At 34.1% G+C, this 23,830-nt stretch carries 21 protein-coding genes; 17 read left to right on the top strand and 4 right to left on the bottom strand.

Going from position 1 to position 23,830, the window contains the following annotated elements:
• The first annotated feature begins 244 nt into the window (after nt 1–244).
• Complete coding sequence (locus OCV48_RS03940; RefSeq protein ID WP_021983522.1) at nt 245–772, top strand: nitroreductase; 528 nt, start codon at nt 245–247, stop codon at nt 770–772.
• Nucleotides 773–851: 79 nt separating this feature from the next.
• Here OCV48_RS03940 and OCV48_RS03935 read toward each other — a convergent pair whose 3' ends face one another.
• A complete protein-coding gene (locus tag OCV48_RS03935; RefSeq protein ID WP_021983523.1) occupies nt 852–1,037 on the bottom strand; it encodes a DUF4250 domain-containing protein in 186 nt (61 codons plus the stop codon).
• A 223-nt stretch (nt 1,038–1,260) separates the two neighbouring features.
• On the opposite strand from OCV48_RS03935, the gene OCV48_RS03930 reads away from it, so the two are divergent.
• Both OCV48_RS03930 and OCV48_RS03925 read left to right on the top strand, forming a co-directional pair.
• Nucleotides 1,261–1,740: an S-ribosylhomocysteine lyase gene (locus tag OCV48_RS03930; protein ID WP_021983524.1), complete on the top strand. Its 480-nt coding sequence runs from the start codon at nt 1,261–1,263 to the stop codon at nt 1,738–1,740.
• A 17-nt stretch (nt 1,741–1,757) separates the two neighbouring features.
• The gene (locus OCV48_RS03925) at nt 1,758–2,477 is read left to right on the top strand and encodes a 5'-methylthioadenosine/adenosylhomocysteine nucleosidase (RefSeq protein ID WP_021983525.1); all 720 of its coding nucleotides are present in this window, start codon (nt 1,758–1,760) and stop codon (nt 2,475–2,477) included.
• Between the two features lies 1 nt (nt 2,478).
• On the opposite strand, the gene OCV48_RS03920 is transcribed toward OCV48_RS03925, so the two are convergent.
• On the bottom strand, nt 2,479–3,237 hold the full coding sequence (locus tag OCV48_RS03920) for a polysaccharide deacetylase family protein (protein WP_021983526.1): 759 nt from the start codon (nt 3,235–3,237) through the stop codon (nt 2,479–2,481).
• A 100-nt stretch (nt 3,238–3,337) separates the two neighbouring features.
• Between OCV48_RS03920 and OCV48_RS03915 the strand changes: the two genes are divergently transcribed.
• The gene (locus tag OCV48_RS03915) at nt 3,338–4,183 is read left to right on the top strand and encodes a YitT family protein (RefSeq protein WP_147591212.1); all 846 of its coding nucleotides are present in this window, start codon (nt 3,338–3,340) and stop codon (nt 4,181–4,183) included.
• Between the two features lie 230 nt (nt 4,184–4,413).
• On the opposite strand, the gene OCV48_RS03910 is transcribed toward OCV48_RS03915, so the two are convergent.
• Nucleotides 4,414–5,007 (bottom strand): hypothetical protein, encoded by a 594-nt coding sequence (locus tag OCV48_RS03910; protein ID WP_021983528.1) that lies wholly within the window; start codon nt 5,005–5,007, stop codon nt 4,414–4,416.
• Nucleotides 5,008–5,456: 449 nt separating this feature from the next.
• Here OCV48_RS03910 and glnA point away from each other — a divergent pair, with 449 nt between their 5' ends.
• From glnA to gatB, 9 genes are all read left to right on the top strand, one after another.
• Nucleotides 5,457–6,785 (top strand): type I glutamate--ammonia ligase, encoded by a 1,329-nt coding sequence (gene glnA, locus OCV48_RS03905; RefSeq protein WP_021983529.1) that lies wholly within the window; start codon nt 5,457–5,459, stop codon nt 6,783–6,785.
• Between the two features lie 49 nt (nt 6,786–6,834).
• Nucleotides 6,835–7,380 carry an ANTAR domain-containing response regulator gene (locus OCV48_RS03900; RefSeq protein ID WP_021983530.1) on the top strand — a complete coding sequence of 182 codons (546 nt, stop codon included), beginning with the start codon at nt 6,835–6,837 and terminating at the stop codon, nt 7,378–7,380.
• Nucleotides 7,381–7,407: 27 nt separating this feature from the next.
• Complete coding sequence (locus tag OCV48_RS03895) at nt 7,408–8,622, top strand: LL-diaminopimelate aminotransferase (RefSeq protein WP_021983531.1); 1,215 nt, start codon at nt 7,408–7,410, stop codon at nt 8,620–8,622.
• Nucleotides 8,623–8,858: 236 nt separating this feature from the next.
• On the top strand, nt 8,859–11,192 hold the full coding sequence (locus tag OCV48_RS03890) for a cation-translocating P-type ATPase (protein WP_147591211.1): 2,334 nt from the start codon (nt 8,859–8,861) through the stop codon (nt 11,190–11,192).
• Between the two features lie 96 nt (nt 11,193–11,288).
• Nucleotides 11,289–12,107 carry a hypothetical protein gene (locus tag OCV48_RS03885; protein WP_147591210.1) on the top strand — a complete coding sequence of 273 codons (819 nt, stop codon included), beginning with the start codon at nt 11,289–11,291 and terminating at the stop codon, nt 12,105–12,107.
• A gap of 764 nt (nt 12,108–12,871) precedes the next feature.
• Nucleotides 12,872–14,623, top strand: coding sequence for an aspartate--tRNA ligase (aspS, locus tag OCV48_RS03880; protein WP_021983535.1), 1,752 nt, complete (start codon nt 12,872–12,874; stop codon nt 14,621–14,623).
• Nucleotides 14,624–14,736: 113 nt separating this feature from the next.
• The gene (gatC, locus tag OCV48_RS03875) at nt 14,737–15,030 is read left to right on the top strand and encodes an Asp-tRNA(Asn)/Glu-tRNA(Gln) amidotransferase subunit GatC (protein WP_021983536.1); all 294 of its coding nucleotides are present in this window, start codon (nt 14,737–14,739) and stop codon (nt 15,028–15,030) included.
• 29 nt (nt 15,031–15,059) lie between these two features.
• The gene (gatA, locus tag OCV48_RS03870) at nt 15,060–16,505 is read left to right on the top strand and encodes an Asp-tRNA(Asn)/Glu-tRNA(Gln) amidotransferase subunit GatA (RefSeq protein ID WP_021983537.1); all 1,446 of its coding nucleotides are present in this window, start codon (nt 15,060–15,062) and stop codon (nt 16,503–16,505) included.
• Nucleotide 16,506: 1 nt separating this feature from the next.
• On the top strand, nt 16,507–17,937 hold the full coding sequence (gene gatB, locus OCV48_RS03865; protein WP_021983538.1) for an Asp-tRNA(Asn)/Glu-tRNA(Gln) amidotransferase subunit GatB: 1,431 nt from the start codon (nt 16,507–16,509) through the stop codon (nt 17,935–17,937).
• A gap of 126 nt (nt 17,938–18,063) precedes the next feature.
• Here the strand turns inward: gatB and OCV48_RS03860 are convergent, their stop codons facing one another.
• Nucleotides 18,064–18,429: a PilZ domain-containing protein gene (locus tag OCV48_RS03860; RefSeq protein ID WP_021983539.1), complete on the bottom strand. Its 366-nt coding sequence runs from the start codon at nt 18,427–18,429 to the stop codon at nt 18,064–18,066.
• Between the two features lie 485 nt (nt 18,430–18,914).
• Here OCV48_RS03860 and purF point away from each other — a divergent pair, with 485 nt between their 5' ends.
• The 4 genes from purF to OCV48_RS03840 form a co-directional block, all read left to right on the top strand.
• Nucleotides 18,915–20,375 carry an amidophosphoribosyltransferase gene (gene purF, locus OCV48_RS03855; RefSeq protein ID WP_021983540.1) on the top strand — a complete coding sequence of 487 codons (1,461 nt, stop codon included), beginning with the start codon at nt 18,915–18,917 and terminating at the stop codon, nt 20,373–20,375.
• Nucleotides 20,376–20,469: 94 nt separating this feature from the next.
• Nucleotides 20,470–21,900, top strand: a complete 1,431-nt coding sequence (gene purB, locus OCV48_RS03850; RefSeq protein WP_147591209.1) for an adenylosuccinate lyase — start codon at nt 20,470–20,472, stop codon at nt 21,898–21,900.
• A gap of 165 nt (nt 21,901–22,065) precedes the next feature.
• A complete protein-coding gene (locus tag OCV48_RS03845) occupies nt 22,066–23,484 on the top strand; it encodes an amidophosphoribosyltransferase (RefSeq protein ID WP_021983542.1) in 1,419 nt (472 codons plus the stop codon).
• 5 nt (nt 23,485–23,489) lie between these two features.
• A partial coding sequence (locus OCV48_RS03840) for a hypothetical protein (protein WP_262558885.1) occupies nt 23,490–23,830 on the top strand: 341 nt, incomplete at its 3' end.

The following is a 23,830-nucleotide window of genomic DNA, read 5'->3' as shown; positions in this document are numbered from 1 at the left end:
AAAATTTAAAGTGATAGTTTAAAAAATAAAAATAGAATAATAAATTTTAAGAAAATTTGGATAAGGTGATATAATCAACGTAAATATATTTACAAAGAAAACGTAAAATGTTATCATTCAGAAAAAAGTTAGATGAGGAGTGTAATCCTTATCTACTTTTATATATGAAATTAGTGTGAAAAAAGTAAAATAGTGGTATTATAGTGTTGATTAGAAATAAATACAAAATGGAGGATTAAAATATATGAACGAAGTAATTAAAGCAATGGAAGAACGTCGTAGTATCCGTAAATTTAAACCTGATATGCCATCTAAGGAAGATATAAACCAGATTATTGAAGCTGGTTTGTATGCCGCAAATGGTAAAGGAAAACAGTCAACTATTACTATTGCAGTAACTAATAAAGAATTAAGAGATAAAATATCAGCAGTAAATTCTAAAATTGGCGGCTGGCAGGAAGATTTTGACCCATTTTATGGTGCACCTGTTATATTGATTGTTTTAGCAGATAAGAACTGGCCAACAGGCATTTATGATGGAAGTCTTGTAATGGGAAATATGATGCTTGCGGCTCATTCGCTTAATCTTGGAAGTATCTGGATTCACAGAGCAAAAGAAGAATTTGAACTTCCTGAATACAAGGAATTATTAAAAGAACTTGGAATCGAGGGAGAATGGACAGGAATTGGACATTGTGCCGTTGGTTATATTGATGGTGAGATACCTGAGGCTGCTGCAAGAAAAGATGGCAGAGTATACTGGGTTGAATAGAAAGCTGACTTGAAAATATATAGAATAAAAACAAGGCTACATCTTAGTATCTCCTAAGATATAGCCTTGTTTTAAATAACTACTTAAACTGGTTAGTTGCTGGGTCATAAGAATAATTAATGGCTCTTAATCTTCCGACAACGTCATTAATGTCTATGTTGTTTGCAACGCAAAACTCTGTAAGGTCTGAATAATTATCTCTTAGCTGTGTGTTAACATAACTTAAAAGCATAACAGGGTCTTTAGGTAAATTATTAATCTGCATTTTGAATCTCCATTTCTAATTTCCAAAGGAAATATTTTCTAATAAATAAGTATAACCTATTATATTAATATTAGTCAATAAATATAAATATAACTTGTCAAAATTATATTACCAATCTGTTAAATTTATAGAGCATCTTGTTAAACAGCTGATTTCAAGGTATACTATATAATATGATGATAGAGTCATTAAAAATTAAATATATGCGAAGAATGGAGAAATTATGAAGAAAATAGCAAGTTTTACCATTAATCATTTAAAATTAGAACCGGGAATATATGTATCAAGAAGAGATTACATAGGAAGTGAAGTTGCTACAACATTTGACATAAGAATGACAAGACCTAATTATGAGCCGGTTATGAATACAGCAGAAGTTCATACATTAGAGCATTTAGGCGCTACATTTTTAAGAAATCACGAGAAATATAGTGATAAAGTAATTTATTTTGGACCAATGGGCTGCAGAACAGGTTTTTATCTTATTCTTGCAGGTAATTTAGAATCAAAGGATATCGTAGACCTTGTAACAGAAATGTATGAGTTTATGAGTGGATTTGAGGGAGATGTACCGGGTGCATCAGCAAGAGATTGTGGAAATTATCTCGATATGAATTTACCTATGGCTAAATATGTAGCTAAGAGATTCTTAGATAATACACTTAGAAATATTGATGAGAAACATTTAGTATATCCTGAATAAACAATATGGAGGAATTTATGAGTAAATATAAAGTTATCGGAATTATCGGAGCAATGGATGAGGAAGTTAGTAAGATTAAGGAGAAACTATCAGACGTTACGATTAAAAGAATTGCTTCAATGGACTTCTATGAGGGTAAATTACAAGATTTAGATGTTGTAGTTGTACGTTCAGGAATCGGTAAAGTTAATGCTGGAATATGTGCGCAGATTTTAGCAGACATTTATAAGGTTTCAGCAATAATTAATACAGGAATTGCAGGCTCTTTAAATGCAGAGATTAACATTGGAGATATAGTATTATCAGAAGATGCATTGCAACACGATATGGATACATCGGCATTTGGTGATCCTATCGGCGTAATTCCAAGAATGGATTGTTCAACATTTAAGGCAGATAAAGACCTCATTAAGATAGCAGAGGAATCATGTAAGGAAGTTCTTGATGGAATAAATGTATTCACAGGAAGAGTATTAAGCGGAGACCAGTTCATATCAGGTAAAGAGAAGAAAGATTGGCTTGTCGATAATTTTGACGGATATTGTACAGAGATGGAGGGTGCTGCAATTGCACAGGCTGCATATCTTAACAACATTCCATTTCTTATTATAAGAGCAATATCGGATAAAGCAGATGACAGTGCACATATGGATTATCCGACATTTGAAGCAATGGCAATTGAGAATTCAGTTAAATTATTAACTGCTATGGTTAGCAGAATCAGTAAACAGCAATAGATTAATTAACTTTAATGAATTCATCGACAGTAACGAATTCATATCCCTCTGCTTTAAGTGCATCGATGATTTGAAATGCGGCTTCAACAGAGGTATCAAATATATCATGTAATAGAATAATGTCACCACTTTTGGCACGTTTTAATACATGTTTAACAACAGAATCAGTATTAAGAACACTCCAGTCCCTTGGGTCAACTGTCCATAATACGGGAGTGAGATTAGTTTCACGTTTTAAGGCATCTGAATACATACCATAAGGTGGTCTGATATATTTAGGAGAGACACCTGCATAGGTAGTTATGAGTTCAGATGTCTTATTTATTTCTGTAATGGCTTTTTCTTCTGAGATACAGGTCAATTGTACATGTGAGTATGTATGATTTCCAATCAGATGACCGTCCTCAGCCATTCTTTTAATCATATTGGGATTATTCAAAACATTTTCTCCAATTACGAAAAATGTTGCTTTAACATTTCTTTCCTTTAATCCATCAAGTAATTTAAGGGTATATTCTGGGTGCGGTCCGTCATCAAAAGTAATGGCGATTTTTTTAACTTTATCTGTGTTATTCGTTTGTGAAGTATCAGATGAAGAACTATCTGAAAGGGAACTATTTGCATGCTTGTTACTTGAATTACTTTTAATCTTTGAAATATTCGTCTGTATAGTGTTGCTTATGGAAATCTGATATATAAATATTGCAGATAATAAAGTTAGAAGAAGTATTAAACTTAAATAAATATTACGTTTTTCCACACTAATCTCCATTCCGCAGCTTTTTATAATTATATGCTGTATAAAAATATTAATGACGTACACAATATGTATTATCTAATTTCTTTGAAATGTGGTGAGTATGATAAAATATATTAAGATTACGGTAGCAGCTATAATGTATGCAGTAGGAGTAAGTTTGTTTCTTGATGCTAATAACCTTGTTCCGGGAGGAGTTTCGGGAACGGCCATAATTCTAAACAGACTTACAGGTGTAGAAATAGGTACATTGGTATTTATGATAAATATTCCATTATTACTTATAAGTATCTGGAAATTCGGAATAAGATTTCTGCTTACGACAATATATGTGATAGTTGTATCTTCAATATTTATGAATATTTTTTCGTTATATGGTGGAATGACAGACGATCTTTTAATGGCGGCACTTGCAGGCGGCGGACTTGTAGCACTAAGCATTGGAATAATATTTAAAGAGGGTGCTACGACAGGTGGCGCAGATATTGTAGTCAGATTAGTGAAAATAAGGCACCCACATATTAAGACAGGAAGGATATTTCTGACAGTAGATGGAATCGTTGTAATTGCGTATGTGCTGATATTTGGAAATGTTAACGCAGGACTTTATTCGGCACTTACAGTAATTATAACTTCAACAGTTTTAGACTTTGTACTATATGGTAAAGATGAAGCAAAGCTTTTATATATTATCTCTAAGTCTGAGAAAAGTGAAAATGAACTGGTGGAAAGGCTATTAGGTGAATTAGAGGTAGGTGTAACATATCTGAAAGGATATGGTGCGTATAAGAACAAGGAGAAACGTGTGATAATGTGTGCAATAAGAAAACCGCAATTACCGAAAGCAAAGGAGATTGTAGATGAGACAGATAGTGATGCATTTATGATAATTACTTCTGCAAACGAGATTATAGGAGAGGGATATAAAAGTCACAATACGATAATATAAGTAGATAGAAATATCCGTCTGTATTAAGTAAATTTGCATATATAAATATAGAAACTTTTGCAAGAATTGCTAATCTGTAGATATCTTTTTCGGCTCTTTTGATTATTTGAGTTCATTCAATGCCATACACTTAAAACGAGATGTCCGTCTATGACATTTACTTGCACTAGATAAAGTAATTATGAAAGTGTGTGTCATAGACGGACATCTCGCCTAAGTGTATGCTTAAGTTATTTATTCTCTGAATTATTCTTTACAAAGAAAATTATATAAATTACATAGAATGAAATAACCGAAATTAAATCGAAGAATGATACAAGAGCATATTTGGTTTTAGTAACTGTGAAGAATGAGAATATAACCTGGTTAAAGGAATATAAGAAACTGAATACATTGCTTATTATTATGTAAGAAATAGGGATAATGAAAAATACTTTTTTATTACCCATTTTATATAAGCCGTATACCATTGAAATTAATAATCCGATAGATAAAATTGAGTTAATGAAACTTGTGAAATATGAATATCTTAAAGTTTCATAAGCATCTCCGATATTTATTAAAGATCTAATTCCTGATAATAAGTATGCAATGGCAACTACCCCAAGAGGAATAAAGAATAATAGATGGTTAAATTTAATATTTAACATATTAAGAATTATTAATGCAAGCAGACCGCCCAATGCGATTAATGAGAATAGTTCTATAACATAATCCCATGCTTCACGCTTAACAACTATATACATAATAATTGTGAGAAATGCAAATAACACTGATATGATTCCAAGAATTAATGAAATCAATGTACTTTTGTTTTGTTTCATTTTAAAGACCTCCATATATTTATAATATTTTTATAAAACATCATAATCATTATAGCAAAGAATATTTCTAAAGTAAATGAAAATATATAAGCTATGATTTGTTACATATTTAATGAAGTATAATTTTTAATCAGATAAATGATAATATGTATTCAATAGTAAAAATTCTGAAACATACAGCCTTGACAAATTAGAAGAATATTGATATTCTGTTAATGAACAATGGCGTTCTCTTCAAGGGAGGAGAGCGCCTTTTCTATAAATAAATATAATAGAATCCAGGTATATTAATACATTAGAATATTAAGATATTAAATACCGGAATTAGGTTTAAACGGATTGTTTGTAGTTGTTTTGTGCGAAGAATATACACAATCCTGATGAATATGAAGTACATAGCGAAAATATTTTAATTTTATGTATAATATGTGTAAATGGAGGAAAGTGCGATGAAGTATACTAAACAGGAAATAATGAATATGATTGAAGAGGAAGATGTGGAATTTATCCGACTTCAGTTCACAGATATGTTTGGAACAATGAAGAATGTTGCCATTACAGTGAGCCAGTTAGAAAAAGCATTGAATAATCAATGTATGTTTGATGGTTCATCTATCGAGGGATTTTCAAGAATTGAGGAATCAGATATGTACTTATATCCTGATCTTGATACATTTACAATATTTCCATGGAGACCTCAGCAGGGCAAGGTGGCAAGATTCATTTGTGATATATACAGACCTGATGGAACACCATTTGAAGGGGACCCAAGATATGTTCTTAAGAAAGTCTTAAAAGAAGCAGAAAATATGGGTTATACATTTGAGGCAGGACCTGAATGTGAATTCTTCTTATTCCATACAGATGACAATGGTAATCCTACAACATTGTCACATGAGAAGGCAGGATATTTTGATTTAGGACCAATTGATTTAGGGGAGAATGCAAGACGTGATATGGTTCTTAACCTTGAATCAATGGGATTTGAAGTAGAATCATCTCATCATGAAGTTGCACCTGCACAACATGAGATAGATTTCAAATACGATAACGCATTAGTTACCGCTGATAATATTATGACATTTAAGCTTACAATTAAGTCAATCGCTAAAAGACATGGTTTACATGCAACATTTATGCCAAAGCCTAAGTCAGGAATAAATGGTTCAGGAATGCATATAAATATGTCACTTAATAAAGATGGTAAGAATATATTTAATGATTCAAATGATGAGAAGGGATTAAGTAAAGAGGCATATAGCTTTATGGCAGGAATTATGAAGCATATAAAGGGAATGACAGTTATTACTAATCCACTTGTTAATTCATACAAGAGACTTGTTCCAGGATATGAAGCACCAGTTTATATTGCATGGTCAACTACTAACAGAAGTCCTTTGATAAGAATTCCTGCACCAAGAGGTGAGGGAACAAGAATAGAACTCAGATGTCCTGATCCAACAGCTAACCCATATATGGTATTAGCTGTATGTTTAGCAGCAGGACTTGATGGAATTAAGAATAATTTAACACCACCTGCAAGTGTTGATAAGAATATATTTGAGATGTCATTAGCTGAGAAAGAAGAGGACGGAATAGAGCATCTTCCTGAAAACCTTTGTGATGCCATTGAGAAATTTGAAAATGATGAATTTGTACAGAATGTGTTAGGCAAACATATTTCCACAAATTATATAAATGCGAAGAAGAAAGAGTGGCAGGCGTACAGAACCCAGGTTACAGAATGGGAAATCGAAGAATATCTGCATAAGTTCTAAAGTGCAATATTTCTAAAGCGAATACCAAACTGAAACTGGAGGTGAAAGCATGATAGATATATTGGTGGTTTTTCCGAAACTCACTGATGGTCAGGGCATAAGAAATCTGTTAGTCAGAAATGGTTATAAGGTTTCGATTGTATGTACTTCTGGTTCGCAAGCGATGTCTTTTATGGATAATATAGACTATGGGATTATAGTATGCGGTTACAAATTTAATGATATGGTTTATACAGAATTATATCAGGAATTAGGATCTACTTTCCAAATGCTATTAGTTGCTTCAAGAGCCAAATTAGAAGAGGGAATTCCTGACGGTGTCGTAAGTGTGGAAATGCCTCTTAAATCATATGATTTACTTAATACTTTAGAAATGATGGCACAGGCATTAGAGCGAATTAAGAAAAAAGGAAAGCAAAAGCCTAAAGAGAGAAATGTGGCGCAGAAAGCCATTATAGAAGAAGCCAAGAAAGTATTAATGATGAATAGAAATATGACTGAGGAAGAAGCACACAGGTACATACAGAAGAATAGTATGGATAGTGGTACAAATATGGTAGAAACAGCACAAATGGTATTGCAGATTATGCATTAACATAAAGAATTGGAATGGAGGATTAAAATGTTTAAAATTAATGATAACTATTTGAAATTACCGGGAAGCTATTTATTTTCAACAGTAGGCAGAAAATCAAGAGAGTTCAAAGCAGCACATCCAGATAAGAAAGTTATAAGTCTTGGTATCGGTGATGTTACACTTCCACTTGCTCCTGCGGTAATTGATGCATTACATAGTGCAGTAGATGAGATGGGTAAGGCAGAAACTTTTAAAGGATATGCACCTGACCTTGGATATGAATTCTTAAGACAGGCTATAGCCGATAATGACTATAAGGCAAGAGGCGTGGACATCGCTGTAGATGAAATATTTGTAAGTGATGGCGCAAAGAGTGATTCAGGAAATATTGGAGATATATTTTCAGTTGATAATAAAATAGCAGTTTGTGATCCTGTATATCCTGTATATGTAGATACAAATGCGATGGCAGGAAGAACAGGTGATTACATTGAAGCAGAACAGAAATGGAGTAATGTAATCTATATGCCTTGCACAGCAGAGACAGGTTTTGCTCCTGAATTACCAAGTGAAGAACCTGACATTATCTACCTTTGTTTTCCTAATAATCCTACAGGTGCAACAATCACTAAGGATAAACTTCAGGAATGGGTTGATTACGCATTAAAGATTGGTGCAGTTATTATCTATGATGCTGCATATGAAGCATATATTTCCGAGGAAAATGTTCCACATACAATTTACGAATGTGATGGTGCTAAAGCATGTGCAATCGAACTTAGAAGCTTTTCTAAGAATGCAGGTTTCACAGGAACAAGACTTGGATTTACAGTTATTCCTAAGGAACTTAAGAGTAATGGAGTTACATTACATAGTCTCTGGGCAAGACGACATGGAACAAAATTCAACGGAGCACCATATATTATCCAGAGGGCAGGAGAGGCTGTGTATAGTCCTGAGGGAAAGAAACAGACAGGCGAACAGGTTGCTTACTATATGAATAATGCAAAGATTATACGCAAGGGACTTGCAGAGGCAGGATATTCAGTTTCAGGTGGTGTTAATGCACCATATATATGGTTAAAGACACCGGGCAATATGACTTCATGGGAATTCTTTGATATGTTATTAGAGAAAGCTAATGTTGTAGGTACACCGGGTTCAGGTTTCGGACCAAGTGGTGAGGGTTACTTCAGACTTACAGCATTTGGAAGTTATGAGAATACATTAGAAGCATTAGACAGAATTAAAAAAATGTAAATATAAAATTTATTTAATGAAAAATTTACAATAATTTAGTATTTGCGATAAACTCCTAAAAAAGAGCTGATTTTACAGTAAATCGGCTCTTTTTTCATATTTTGGTAAAAGGGGCAGTACGTTGACATTAGCTATAATGAATGTTAATATTTGAAACAAATGCAAAAGAATTATATATTTTACAAAACAATGTAATAAGTATATGAAAATAAATATATGAAAGGCAAAAACAAGTTATGAATGGATTGACTAGAGAGCAGGTAGAAGAAAAGATTGAACAGGGCCTTGTAAATCGTGCTGTAGATTCGGGCGCGAAAACAAATAAGCAGATTATAATGGATAACCTTTTTACATATTTTAATGTTATATTTATGATTTTATCTGTGTTAGTATGTGTGGCAGGCTCATTTAGAAGTCTTACATTTCTTCCGGTTGTAGTGGGTAATACGCTCATCGGTATTATTCAGGAGATCAGGGCAAGAAATGTATTAGAAAAGATGAATCTGTTAAATGCTTCGCATACGACAGCGATAAGAGACGGTAAAGAAGTAAAGGTAGCTTCAGAAGAGTTAGTACAGGGCGATTTAGTAATATTTCGGGCAGGAGACCAGATTCCTGCTGATGCAGTAGTTATTGAGGGTTGTGTGCAGGCAAATGAGTCATTGCTTACAGGTGAATCAGACGAGATAGAGAAGAATAAAGGCGACAAATTAATGTCAGGAAGCTTTGTTATATCTGGTGAATGTTATGCTGAACTTGAAAAAGTCGGAGAAGAATCATATATTTCAAAGCTTACTTTAGAAGCTAAAAAAGGCAAGAAGAACGAACAGTCAGAAATGATTAAATCAATTAATAAATTGATTATGTGGGTTGGTATTGCGATTATTCCAATAGGTATAGTGCTATATTACCAGGCATATTTTGTGAATGGTGAAAGCTTTTCAGAAAGTATAGTATCAATGGTGGCAGCAGTCATTGGTATGATTCCTGAGGGTTTATATTTACTTACTACAATTGCGCTTGCCATGAGTACAGTAAGACTTGCTAAGGAGAAAGTATTACTTCACAATATGAAGAGTATTGAGACTTTAGCAAGAGTAGATGTTTTATGCGTGGATAAAACAGGTACAATTACGGAAAATAAGATGGAAGTCCATGGCATCGAAGCTATAAACGAGATGTTTGGCAGGGAAGAGACAACTATCGAGATAATATCAGATTTCGTAGAAAATATGACTGCTGATAACATTACAATGGCAGCAATGAAAGAATATTTTAAGAATACAACTAATCGTAAAGCATTAAGCTACACATCATTTTCATCAGAATTCAAGTATTCAAGTGTTACATATGCTGATGAAGTGTTTGTTCTTGGTGCACCTGAAATGGTACTTCGTGATGAATATGAAACTTATAGAGAACTTATAGAGAGATATTCTAAAAAAGGATTAAGAACATTAGTATTTGGCAAATACTATGGAGAAATTGATGGTAAAGCATTAACAGAAGAAGTAGTTCCATATGCACTTGTATTTCTATCTAATAAGATAAGAGAACAGGCTAAGGAAACATTTGAATATTTCAAACAGCAAAATGTACAGATAAAGGTTATCTCAGGAGATAATCCGGGAACAGTATCAGAGATTGCCAAAGAAGCAGGAATTGATGGTGCAGAGAAATATATCGATGCAAGAGAGTTAAAGGACGATATGGACTTTGTAAATGCGGTTAATGAATATAATGTATTTGGTCGTGTAACACCAAAACAGAAACAGCAGCTTGTACATGCATTGCAGAATAAAGGTCATACGGTTGCAATGACTGGTGATGGTGTAAATGATATCTTAGCAATGAAAGATGCAGATTGTAGTATTGCAATGGCATCGGGAAGTGAAGCAACGGCACAGTCAGCACAGGTTGTATTATTAGAGTCAGATTTCTCTAAGATGCCATCAGTAGTATTAGAGGGAAGAAGAGTCGTAAACAATGTGCAACGTTCGGCAAGCTTGTTCCTTGTTAAGAATATATTCTCATTTCTGATGTCAATATTCTCAGCAGTATTTATGATTACTTATCCATTAGAGCCATCGCAGATTTCACTTATAAGTATGTTTAATATTGGTATTCCTGCATTCTTGCTTGCAATGGAGGCTAATAAGAAGCGTATAGAGGGTAAATTCTTAAGGAATGTGTTTATAAAAGCATTGCCGGCAGGACTTACAGACTTCTTTGCTGTAGCAGCACTTGTTGTCTGTGGTAAAGTATTCAAGCTTCCATCTGCTGATATTGCAACAGCAGCAACAATGTTATTAGCAATTGTTGGATTTATGATTCTAAGTAAGATAAGTGTTCCACTAAACAGATATAGAATAGCAGTAATAGCCGGTAATATTGCAGGATTGTTATTATGCAGCATCTTTCTTGGTGATATATTTGCATTAAATGGAATGTCTAAGATATGTATACTTTTATTCGTAGTATTTTCATTTGCATCTGAATCTGTATTCAGACTACTTTATGAAATAGCAGAGAAAATCAGCGAGAAATTCAAGACAGAATCTAAGAAATAACTATAAAATTTGTAATAGTTTTCATAAAATATGGATAATTTTAGATATATGTGCTAAAATAATAATCTGGTATGTATACTAAATGGAGGTTTAGTTATGAATAGTAGTGATATTAAGAAGAGATTGAAGACCTTACAAAAAGAAAGTGAAGACAAAAAGCACGAGAGAAAAGTGTTAGCAACAGATTATGAGAAACAGATCGAGATAGTTAAAAAGAGTGGAATGGTTGCAGCTATATCATTTCTGTTTCATTATGTAGTTCTCGTATCAATGATGCATAATACGAAACATGTAACTATAGCAGGAATGGGAAGATTTCTAAGTCCTTTTGTAATGATAGTATTTATAGGAAGCTTTGTTCTGTTTCTGGTTAAGGGATTTGACTTGTTTGTCAATTCAGACACTAAGTATTCTAAACCACTTGCGGATAAACTCAAGATTAAAAACCCGGTGGCAGCAGAGCTTAAGAGAATGAATGATACAATCACAATGCTTGATGTGGAGATTGATAAATTAGAAAATGAACTCTATGAAAGTGGAGAATCATTTGATACAGAAGAAAAGATTACTGACATTAAGATGACAGCAGGTAAGAAAGAAAAAAACAGAGTTGTTAAGCGAATTGTATTAGAGATGCCAAAGCCTGATACAAAAAGCAATATCCCTAATGAAATTGCTGACTATGATGTAAGCGAAGTTAAACATAACATTTCAGATAATGTTATGAAAGAAACAGGTACTAAGAATAAGACAGGCAATACATCCGATAAGAATAAAACTAAGTCTAAGAAAAATGATATAGATGATTTGTTTAGTGGATTAGATGAGCTTGCATTAGATGATGATGAAGATGATTTCGAGAGCAGCAGCGAAATGTGGGAAAAAGATGCTATGAGAAGATTCAGCCGATATTAAAAATGATGAAAGTTAGTGCTATATATGGAACTTTCGCATTTATGGATTCTGGCAACTTTATAAATAAGTTTTATGTATAATTAAAAGTGATAAAAATAGTGCTTGACAATCAATACTTTTTGTTTTATATTTGAGAAAGAGCAAAGGCGTTCTGATTTATTCAGAATGCCCTTTTTGCTTACCAGGAAATTTCGTTGAAATTGTCCTGGTAAGCAAAAAACGCTACGCGAGGATCGCACTGCGGCGGAGCAGAAAATGTTGCTATCGCAACCCGCCACAGGCGGAGAATGTCGCAAGCGACATTCTTTATTATTTTATATCGAAAAATTCTCTGTATTTTTCATATAAAACAATGTGAATGCTCTATAATAAATATATAAATACTGTGAAAGAGACTGGAACAAATGGGACTTGACAGGAATATGATGCCATCGACTGAGAGCATTATTCAATGGAACGTTGAACTGGAACACTCTGGAGTAGATTTACTGAACAATGCAGTAGGTAGATACGTTTACACGCGTTAAGTGTTATGAGAGTAAGAAAGATAACTTTCTTGAACGTGGGTGGTACCGCGGATTGTGATAATTCGTCCCCGGAATATTTAATTATATTCCGGGGTTTTTCTATGTTCTGATAAATGATTAGAAGATGTCAGGATATATAAAGATTTACAAAATATTAAAAATATTTCTATATTTAACCCGGAATTATATGTATAAGAAAATTTGGTGAATTAAGTGAAAGAAAGGAAAGTGGTCAGTATGAAAGAAAAAGGCATTTACAGAGATGTGACATTGAACAATGTGAAAGAAGAAGACATTGGTAAAGAGATAAGAATTGCAGGCTGGGTAGAGAATATCCGAGATCATGGTGGAGTATCGTTTATAGATTTGAGGGATATGTATGGTGTGGTACAGGTAGTACTTAGAAATACAGATTTATTACATGGTATTGTGAAAGAAGATTGTGTATCTATTGAGGGACTTGTGGAAAAAAGAGATGAAGAGACATACAACCCAAAGATTCCATCAGGTACAATTGAGGTAGAGGCACATTCAATTGATATACTTGGTAAAGTATATGCACAGCTTCCATTTGAGATACAGACTTCTAAAGAGACAAGGGAGGATTTAAGATTAAAATACAGATATCTTGATTTGAGAAATCAGAAAGTCAAAGACAATATGATTTTCCGTTCGAATGTTATAAGATTCTTAAGAGATAAGATGACAGAAATGGGCTTTTTAGAGATACAGACACCTATTTTATGTGCTTCATCTCCAGAGGGTGCAAGAGATTATATTGTTCCATCCAGAAAATATAAAGGTAAATTTTATGCATTACCACAAGCACCACAGCAGTATAAACAACTTTTGATGGTGTCAGGTTTTGATAAATATTTCCAGATTGCACCATGTTTTAGAGATGAAGATGCAAGAGCAGACCGTTCGCCGGGAGAATTCTACCAGCTAGATTTCGAGATGAGTTTTGCTACTCAGGAAGATGTATTCAAAGTAGGTGAAGAAGTTTTAACAGCTACATTTGAGAAATTTGCACCAGAAGGCTACGCGGTTACTAAAGCACCATATCCTATAATCAGCTATAAACAGGCTATGTTAGAATTTGGTACTGATAAACCGGATCTTCGTAACCCATTAAGAATAATAGATGTATCAGAATTCTTCCAGAGATGTACATTCAAGCCATTTCATAAAAAGACAGTAAGAGCAATTAAGGTTCACGCAGATATGTCTAAAGGTTTTCATGAAAAATTACTCAAATTTGCAACATCAATAGGAATGGGCGGACTTGGATATCTTGAAGTAGAAGAAGATTTATCTTATAAAGGTCCTATTGATAAATTCATTCCTGATGAGATGAAAAAAGAATTATTAGATTATGCCGGATTAGAAGCAGGAGACACAATTTTCTTTATAGCAGACAGAGAAGCAAGAGCTAATCTGTATGCAGGACAGATTAGAACAGAATTAGGCGAAAAACTTGATTTAATAGAGAAAAATTCATATCGTTTCTGCTATATAAATGATTTTCCTATGTTTGAATATGATGAAGAAGAGAAGAAAATCGGTTTTACACATAACCCATTTTCAATGCCACAGGGAGGACTTGAGGCATTAAATACTAAAGACCCACTTGACATTTTAGCATATCAGTATGATATTGTATGTAATGGAGTGGAATTGTCATCTGGTGCAGTTAGAAATCATGATATGCAGATAATGGTTAAGGCATTTGAAATAGCAGGATATAATGAAGAAGTTCTAAAGAGCAAATTCGGAGCTTTATATAATGCATTCCAGTTCGGAGCACCACCACATGCAGGAATGGCACCTGGTGTTGACCGAATGATTATGCTTCTTAGAAATGAAGAGAATATTAGAGAGATTATTCCATTCCCAATGAGTGGAACTGCACAGGATCTGATGTGTGGCGCACCAAATGAGGTAACAGAACAGCAGTTAAGAGAAGTTCATATTAAAGTAAGAGATTAGAAGTGGAGGCTACTTTGTGCAGCAGGTGTCGCAAAGTAATATTATCGCAGAGCAAAATCTGAAATTTTGCTCGCGATTCCTTCGACGTAAACGTCTGTGAAATGGAGGTTAATATGGCAAACGTAATTTCAGATGAAACGATTGATTATGTTGGTATTCTTGCTAAGTTAGAACTTAGTGGAGAGGAAAAAGAGCAGGCCAAGAAAGATATGGCTAATATGCTTAATTATATTGATAAATTAAATGAGTTAGATACAGAGGGTGTAGAACCTATGAGCCATGTATTTCCAGTTAATAACGTATTTCGTGAAGATGTGGTTACGAATGGAGATGACAGAGATAATATACTTAAGAATGCTCCTGAAGAAAAAGATGGAATGTTTAATGTACCAAAAACATTTGAGTAAATTAATCGGAAGTGAGGCTTAGTGTAGAGATGAGTATTTTAGATTATACTGCAACAGAGCTTGCAGAGAAAATTAAGAATAAAGAAGTAACTGTTTTAGAAGCCGCTAAAGCTGTATTAGAACAAATTGATAAGAAAGAAGATATTTATCATTGCTATATTACCATTGATAAAGAAAAAGTATTAAAACAGGCAGAAGATGTACAGGCTAAGATTGATTCAGGTGAATTAGACGGTCCGCTTGCCGGAGTACCTGTAGCCATAAAGGATAATATGTGTACAAAGGATATGCTTACAACATGTGCATCAAAGATTCTTAATAATTTTGTTCCAACATTTTCGGCAGAGGCGGTGGAAAAATTAGAGAAAGCCGGAGCTGTAATAATCGGTAAAACAAATATGGATGAATTCGCAATGGGTTCAACGACAGAGACATCAGCATATGGAGTTACTAAGAATCCATGTAATCCTGAATATGTACCGGGAGGTTCATCAGGTGGTTCAGCGGCCGCAGTAGCTGCGAAAGAGTGCTTCTATGCATTAGGTTCAGATACAGGTGGTTCAATAAGACAGCCGGCTGGATATTGTGGTGTAGTAGGAATGAAGCCTACTTATTCGACGGTATCACGCTATGGCCTGATTGCATATGGTTCATCTCTAGACCAGATTGGACCTTTATGTAAAGATGTAACAGACTGTGCAACAATACTTGAGGTTATATCAGGACATGACACTAAAGATTCAACATCTATACAACGGGATGATACAGATTTTACATCAGCATTAGTTAATGATGTAAAAGGTATGAGAATCGGTATTCCAAGAGATTATTTCGGCGATGGTTTAGATGATGAAGTTAAGAAAGCTGTATTAGAGGCAGCAGAGGTTCTTAAGAGAAAAGGTGCAATCGTAGAAGAATTTGATTTAAGTCTGGTAGAATATGCAGTACCTGCTTACTATACAATTGCAGCAGCAGAAGCCAGCTCGAACCTTGAGAGATTCGATGGAATTAAATACGGATACAGAACAGAAGAATTTACAGATTTGCATAATATGTATAAGAAAACCCGTTCAGAGGGCTTTGGAACAGAAGTCAAGAGAAGAATTATGCTCGGTTCATTCGTGTTAAGTTCAGGTTACTATGATGCATATTATCTTAAGGCATTAAGAGTTAAGGCTCTTATTAAGAAAGCATTTGATGATGCATTTGCTAAATATGATGTTATATTAGGACCAGTTGCACCGACTACAGCACCTAAATTAGGAGAAAGCCTTTCAGATCCACTTAAAATGTATTTAGGTGATATATATACAATATCAGTCAATCTTGCAGGACTTCCGGGAATAAGCATTCCATGTGGAAAAGATTCAAAGGGATTGCCAATCGGATTACAGTTAATAGGTGACTGTTTTAAGGAGAAGAACCTTATAAGAACAGCTTATACTTATGAACAGGCAAGAAGAAATGGAGATTAATATGAGTAAAGTATATGAAACAGTTATTGGACTTGAAGTACATGTTGAGTTAGCTACAAAGACGAAGATATTCTGTGGCTGTTCAACTGCATTTGGTGCCGAACCTAATGCACATACATGTCCGGTTTGTACAGGTATGCCGGGAAGTCTTCCGGTACTTAATAAACAGGTAGTGGAATATGCGATGTCAGTAGGCGTTGCTACTAACTGTGACATCACAAGATATTGTAAATTTGACAGAAAGAATTATTTCTATCCTGATAATCCACAGAACTACCAGATTTCACAGTTATATCTTCCTATCTGCCGAAATGGTTATGTGGAAATAGATGGTGAAAATGGAAGAAAAAAAGTAGGTATTCATGAGATTCATATGGAGGAAGATGCAGGTAAGTTAATACATGATGATTGGGAGGACTGCTCATTAGTTGACTATAACAGGTCAGGAGTTCCGCTTATTGAAATAGTATCAGAACCTGATATGCGTTCCTCAGATGAAGTTATTTCTTATCTTGAGAAGCTTAGAATGATAATCCAGTATCTTGGAGCATCTGACTGTAAACTTAACGAGGGTTCAATGCGTGCCGATGTAAACATTTCCGTAAGGGAAATGGGAGCCAAAGAATTTGGCACACGAACAGAGATGAAGAACCTCAACTCATTTAAGGCAATTTCAAGGGCAATTGAAAATGAGAGAGCAAGACAGATTGATTTAATCGAATCAGGTGAAAAAGTAATACAGGAGACTAGAAGATGGGACGATAACAAAGAGTATTCCTATCCAATGCGTTCTAAGGAGGATGCTAAGGATTACAGATATTTCCCTGAACCAGACCTTGTACCTATTGTAATTAGTGATGAATGGCTTAAACGTATTAAAGACAGTCAGCCAGAATTCAGGGAAGAGAAGATGGCAAGATATATTAAGGAATATGGTATTCCTGAATATGATGCCGGAATTATTACAGCAACTAAGAAATTGGCAGATATTTTCGAAGAAACAGTAAGTGAGGGTGCGAATGCCAAGAAAGTAAGTAATTATCTTATGGGCGAGACAATGAGACTTCTTAAAGAGCATGAGATGGATGCTGAAGAAATTTCATTTTCACCAGTAAATCTTGCAAAACTTATTAAACTTATAGATGCCGGAACAATTAACAGTTCAGTAGCAAAAGAAGTATTTGAGAAGGTATTTACTGAAGATATTGATCCTGACGTATACATCGAAGAACATGGTTTAAAAATGGACAATGATGAAGAAGGATTAAGAAAAATGCTTGAAGAAATAGTGGCTAATAATCCACAGTCTGTTGAGGATTATCATAATGGTAAGGACAAGGCGATTGGATTCTTAGTAGGTCAGGCTATGAAAGCTACTAAGGGAAAAGCTAATCCGGGAATGATAAATAAAATTTTAAAGGAATTATTGTAAATCCGCTTATGGTAAATAATATGGTTATAGAATCAAAAATCAGAAAATTTCCTGAATAAAAGGAAAGTTTTCTGACTTTTGATTTTAATAATAAATAGTAAATACAGAGTAAAACAAGATGTCTAATTAATTGTTAGAATTATCCAAAGTTGCTTCATAATCATCAAAGATATAATTAAGTATAGGAGCAAGACCTATAAATTCAGCACCATAATTCTTAAGTCCATTATCACATAGGCGGCTTCTTACGATTCTTACAACCGTATATAATATAGAGTCATCACCACCTAATTTGATTTTGGCATTGAAGTAATATCCGGTAGGAAGTGTTGCAGAAGATGTGAAACCGATACCCCCTTTTGAGATATCAGTAACTTCAATTGGAGCATCAATATTGGCAATCACTCCATTATCTTGATGAAATAACTTTGAGATATTAAGTTTTAAATCAACATTCATTCTTTTATAACGACGTTTTTCTTTTTCAGGCATACTATTCTCCATTCTGAGCGACTTGTTCGCGAGGAGGCGATTAGAAATTCGCGTATGCGATTTCTAATCTGCCATAAAACTAATTGTTTTCGCCCGGAAACAATTAGTTTGGGGCGAAAGAATTGGTGCATCAGCACAATTCTTTCACACTGGCTCCATTTTGCAGACGCAGCTGCAAATATATCTTGGATATATTATACAAGTAATTATCTGATTATTCAAGAATTTTGCAAAGTTATACAAATAATATTCAATGTGGAAAATTGATTTGATTTTAAGTATGTATTGTATTATAATTTACCTTGTTTAGTAAGAGTGAAATATGATTAGGCATTTAGGTTTATAAGTTAAGAGCATAAGGTTTTAAGATATATTTATTTTGTAAAAGACAATAGAATAATGTCATATTTAATGCGATATTTGGCTATAAGATATATTTTATTTCAGAAAAGCTCACAGAATAAACTTAAAGGAGTACAGACCGTATGAAGAATATACATGAAATTAGTAACTGTTGTATGTCACCGGATGCAGACGATACATTACATGAGGAATGTGGTGTATTCGGAATGTATGATTTCGATGGCAATGATGTGGCATCATCGATTTATTATGGTTTATTTGCATTACAGCACAGAGGTCAGGAAAGCTGCGGAATAGCTGTAAGTGATACAGAGGGACCAAAGGGCAAGGTAAGTGTCTATAAGGATATGGGCCTTGTAAATGAAGTGTTCCAGCCGGATAATCTTGAAAAATTAAAAGGTAATATCGGTGTCGGACATACAAGATATTCTACAGCAGGAAGCAGTACGAGAGAGAATGCACAGCCATTGGTACTTAATTATGTGAAAGGTATTCTTGGACTTGCACATAATGGAAATCTTATTAATGCGTTAGAACTTCGCAAGGAACTAGAGTATACCGGAGCTATTTTCCAGACTACAATAGATTCAGAAGTTATAGCATATCTTATCGCAAGAGCCAGAATTAAATGTGGTTCGGTTGAGGAAGCTGTCAAAGAGACTATTAAGAAGATAAAAGGTGCTTATTCATTAATTGTAATGAGTCCGAGAAAATTAATAGGTGCAAGAGACCCATATGGTTTTAAGCCATTATGCATTGGTAAAAGAGATAATACATATATTTTAGCTTCAGAGACATGTGCACTTGATACTATCGGTGCAGAGCATGTAAGAGATGTCTTACCTGGTGAGATAGTAACTATTACTGATGGTAAGATAATATCTGATACATCATTATGTCTGCCTAAAGAGAAAGAAGCAAGATGTATATTTGAATATATTTATTTCGCAAGACCGGACAGTATAATTGATGGAATTTCAGTATATCATTCAAGAATTATGGCAGGAAGATATCTTGCCATGGATCATCCTGTAGAGGCTGATTTAGTAGTAGGTGTGCCGGAATCAGGAAATGCGGCAGCATTAGGATATTCTTTAGAATCAGGAATTCCTTATGGTACTGCATTTGTTAAGAACGGATATGTCGGACGTACATTTATAAAGCCTAAGCAGAGCAGCAGGGAATCAAGTGTAAGAGTTAAACTTAACGTTTTGAAAGAAGCAGTTAAGGGTAAAAGAGTAATTATGATAGATGACTCTATTGTAAGAGGTACTACGAGTGACCGTATAGTAGGAATGCTTAAGGAAGCAGGTGCTACAGAGGTGCATGTAAGAATAAGTTCACCACCATTTTTAAATGAGTGTTATTTTGGAACGGATATTCCAAGTAAAGAACAGTTAATTGCGCATAACAGAACGATTGAAGAAATCAGACAGATTATCGGTGCGGATTCGTTAGGTTATCTAGAAATAGACAGATTATCACAGATGGTGGAAGGACTTCCTATTTGTACAGGATGTTTTAATGGAAAGTATCCTATAGAACCACCTAAGGAAGATATTCGTGGTGAATATGAAGCATAAAAGTGTTTAAAATATTGGCATTAGCTGATATAATACTAAGGAAAAGATACCTTAGATAGATTAACTAATATGTATAAGAAAAAGGAGAACTAATATGTACGATAAGTATCAAAGCCCATTGTCAGAGCGATATGCAAGTAAGGAAATGCAGTATATTTTCTCACCTGATATGAAATTCAGAACATGGAGAAAATTATGGATTGCATTAGCAGAGACAGAGAAAGAATTAGGACTTAATATCACTGATGAGCAGATTGCAGAGTTAAAAGAATATGCAGAGGACATTAATTATGATGTTGCTAAGGAAAGAGAAAGATTAGTAAGACATGATGTTATGTCACATGTTTATGCATATGGTGTACAGTGTCCAAAAGCTAAGGGAATTATCCATCTTGGTGCAACTTCATGTTATGTTGGTGACAATACTGATATTATCGTAATGACTGAAGCACTTAAATTGGTCAGAAAGAAATTAATAAATGTTATTGCTGAATTAGCTAAATTTGCTGATTCATATAAAGCACAGCCAACACTTGCATTTACACATTTTCAGCCTGCACAGCCAACTACAGTTGGAAAACGTGCGACATTATGGATGAATGAATTAGTTGTTGACTTAGAAGACCTTGATTATATTATCGGAAGTATGAAGTTATTAGGTTCAAAGGGAACAACAGGTACACAGGCAAGTTTCCTTGAATTATTCGAGGGTGACCAGGATAAAATCAGAAAAATTGATCCTATGATAGCTAAGAAGATGGGATTTGAGAAATGTCAGCCTGTTTCAGGACAGACATATACAAGAAAAGTTGATACAAGAGTATTAAATGTATTAGCAGGAATTGCAGCAAGTGCTCATAAATTCTCAAATGATATAAGATTATTACAGCATCTTAAAGAGGTTGAAGAACCATTTGAAAAGAATCAGATTGGTTCATCTGCAATGGCTTATAAGAGAAACCCTATGAGAAGTGAGAGAATTGCATCACTTGCTAATTATGTAATGGTAGATGCACTTAATCCTGCAATTACATCAGCAACGCAGTGGTTTGAAAGAACACTTGATGACTCTGCTAATAAGAGAATAAGTGTTCCTGAAGCATTTCTTGCAATCGACGGAATACTTGACTTATATCTCAATGTAGTAGATGGTTTAGTTGTATATCCTAAGGTTATTGAGAAGAGACTTATGGCTGAATTACCATTTATGGCTACTGAGAATATTATGATGGATGCAGTTAAAGCAGGTGGCGACAGACAGGAATTACACGAAGAGATTCGTAAGCTTTCTATGATTGCAGGAAAGAATGTTAAAGAAGAGGGACTTGATAACAATTTATTAGAGCTTATTGCAGCAGATGATAAATTCGGAATGAGTCTTGAAGATTTGAAGAAATCAATGGACCCAACAAAGTATGTTGGACGTTCAAAAGAGCAGGTTGATGAGTTCTTAAGTGAAGTTATTAATCCAATTCTTGAAGAGAATAAGGAAATACTTGGAATGACAGCTACAATCAACGTGTAATTATAAATATAAGAATATATAATATATTTTATAATTTATTTGCGTAACAATATATTTTTATAATTTATTCTTATAATAATATACTCTATAGTAATCAGGTTTCCGGTAAGCGTTGCTATCGGAAACCTTTAGTGATAAAAGACAACGCAGAAATGAGGAAAAGTAATGGGCGGATTTTTTGGAGTTGCATCGAAAAATGATTGCGTATTTGATTTATTTTTTGGAACTGATTATCATTCACATCTTGGAACAAGAAGAGGTGGAATGGCTGTATATGGCAAGAATGGATTTGATCGTTCAATCCATAATATAGAGAATTCTCCTTTCAGAACTAAATTCGATAAAGAGATAAATGAAATGAAAGGTAATTTAGGAATTGGCTGTATATCAGATTATGAACCACAGCCATTAATTGTTCGTTCGCATCATGGAACCTATGCTATAACAACAGTTGGTAAAATTAATAATACAGATGAAATTGTTAAAAAGATTTTCAGTAATGGTAATTCGCATTTCTTAGAAATGAGTGGTGGAGATATTAATGCTACTGAACTCGTGGCGGCTATTATTAACCAGAAAGATAATATGATTGATGGTATAAGGTATGCACAGGAGATAATAGATGGTTCAATGACTATGTTAGTTATGACTCCTAAGGGCATATTTGTAGCGAGAGACAGATTAGGAAGAACTCCGGCGGTTATCGGTAAGAAAGAGGACGGATATTGTGCTACATTTGAATCATTTGCCTATCTGAATCTTGGATATACGGATTATAAGGAATTAGGTCCGGGCGAAATAGTAATTATGACACCGGAAGAAGTACGAACGGTATGCGCACCGGGTACAGATATGAAGATTTGCACATTCTTATGGATATATTATGGCTATCCATCGTCAAGCTATGAGGGCGTAAGTGTTGAGAAAATGCGTTATAACTGTGGAGCAATGCTTGCAAGACGTGATATGAATGACAAGAATAAGGTAGAGCCTGATATTGTTGCAGGTGTACCGGATTCAGGAACAGCTCATGCGGTAGGATATGCTAACGAGTCAGGAATTCCATTTTCAAGACCATTTATTAAATATACACCTACATGGCCACGTTCATTTATGCCTACTATCCAGAGTAAGCGTAATCTGATTGCAAAAATGAAACTTATACCTGTTCATGATTTAATTAAAGATAAGAGATTATTACTTATAGATGACTCTATCGTAAGAGGAACACAGCTTAGAGAAACTACTGAATTCCTATATTCAAGCGGAGCTAAAGAGGTACATATAAGACCTGCCTGCCCACCACTTGTATATGGCTGTAAATTCATTAATTTCTCACGTTCATCTTCAGAAATGGACTTAATAACAAGACGAGTTATTAAGAATTTAGAGGGTGATAATGCTGAAAATGTACTTAACGAGTATACTAATCCTGAAACTGAAAGATATCAGAATATGATAGAAGAGATAAGAAAAGAACTTAAATTCACATCTCTTAGATATCATAGATTAGATGATATGATAGAGTCAGTAGGAATAGACAAGAGTAAGTTATGTACTTATTGCTGGGATGGAAGGGAATAGTTAGTATGAAGATAAGCAAGAATAAAAGGAAGACAATATTAATAGTATTAGCAGTAATACTGATAATTGTAATACCTGTAGGTGTAAATATACTGTTTCCTAAATATTATAAACTGAAAATAGATTATAGCGAGATAAAATGTATTGAGGTTGAGTCGTATAATAAACGTCAGTATTTTGTTTTTGATAAAAGCGAAGATATAAAAATAATAATGGATTATATATGTAGTCAAAAGTATAGGAAAGAAAATATATATGAAGTAATTGCTTCTCAATACCATACTGTAATAAAATCAAAAATCGGTTATGATATAAAATTATATAGTTCAACGGAATGTGAAGAATC

This window comes from Bovifimicola ammoniilytica (assembly GCF_025567085.1).
Taxonomy (GTDB): domain Bacteria; phylum Bacillota; class Clostridia; order Lachnospirales; family Lachnospiraceae; genus Bovifimicola; species Bovifimicola ammoniilytica.
This window is presented reverse-complemented; position numbering and strand designations above follow the sequence as displayed.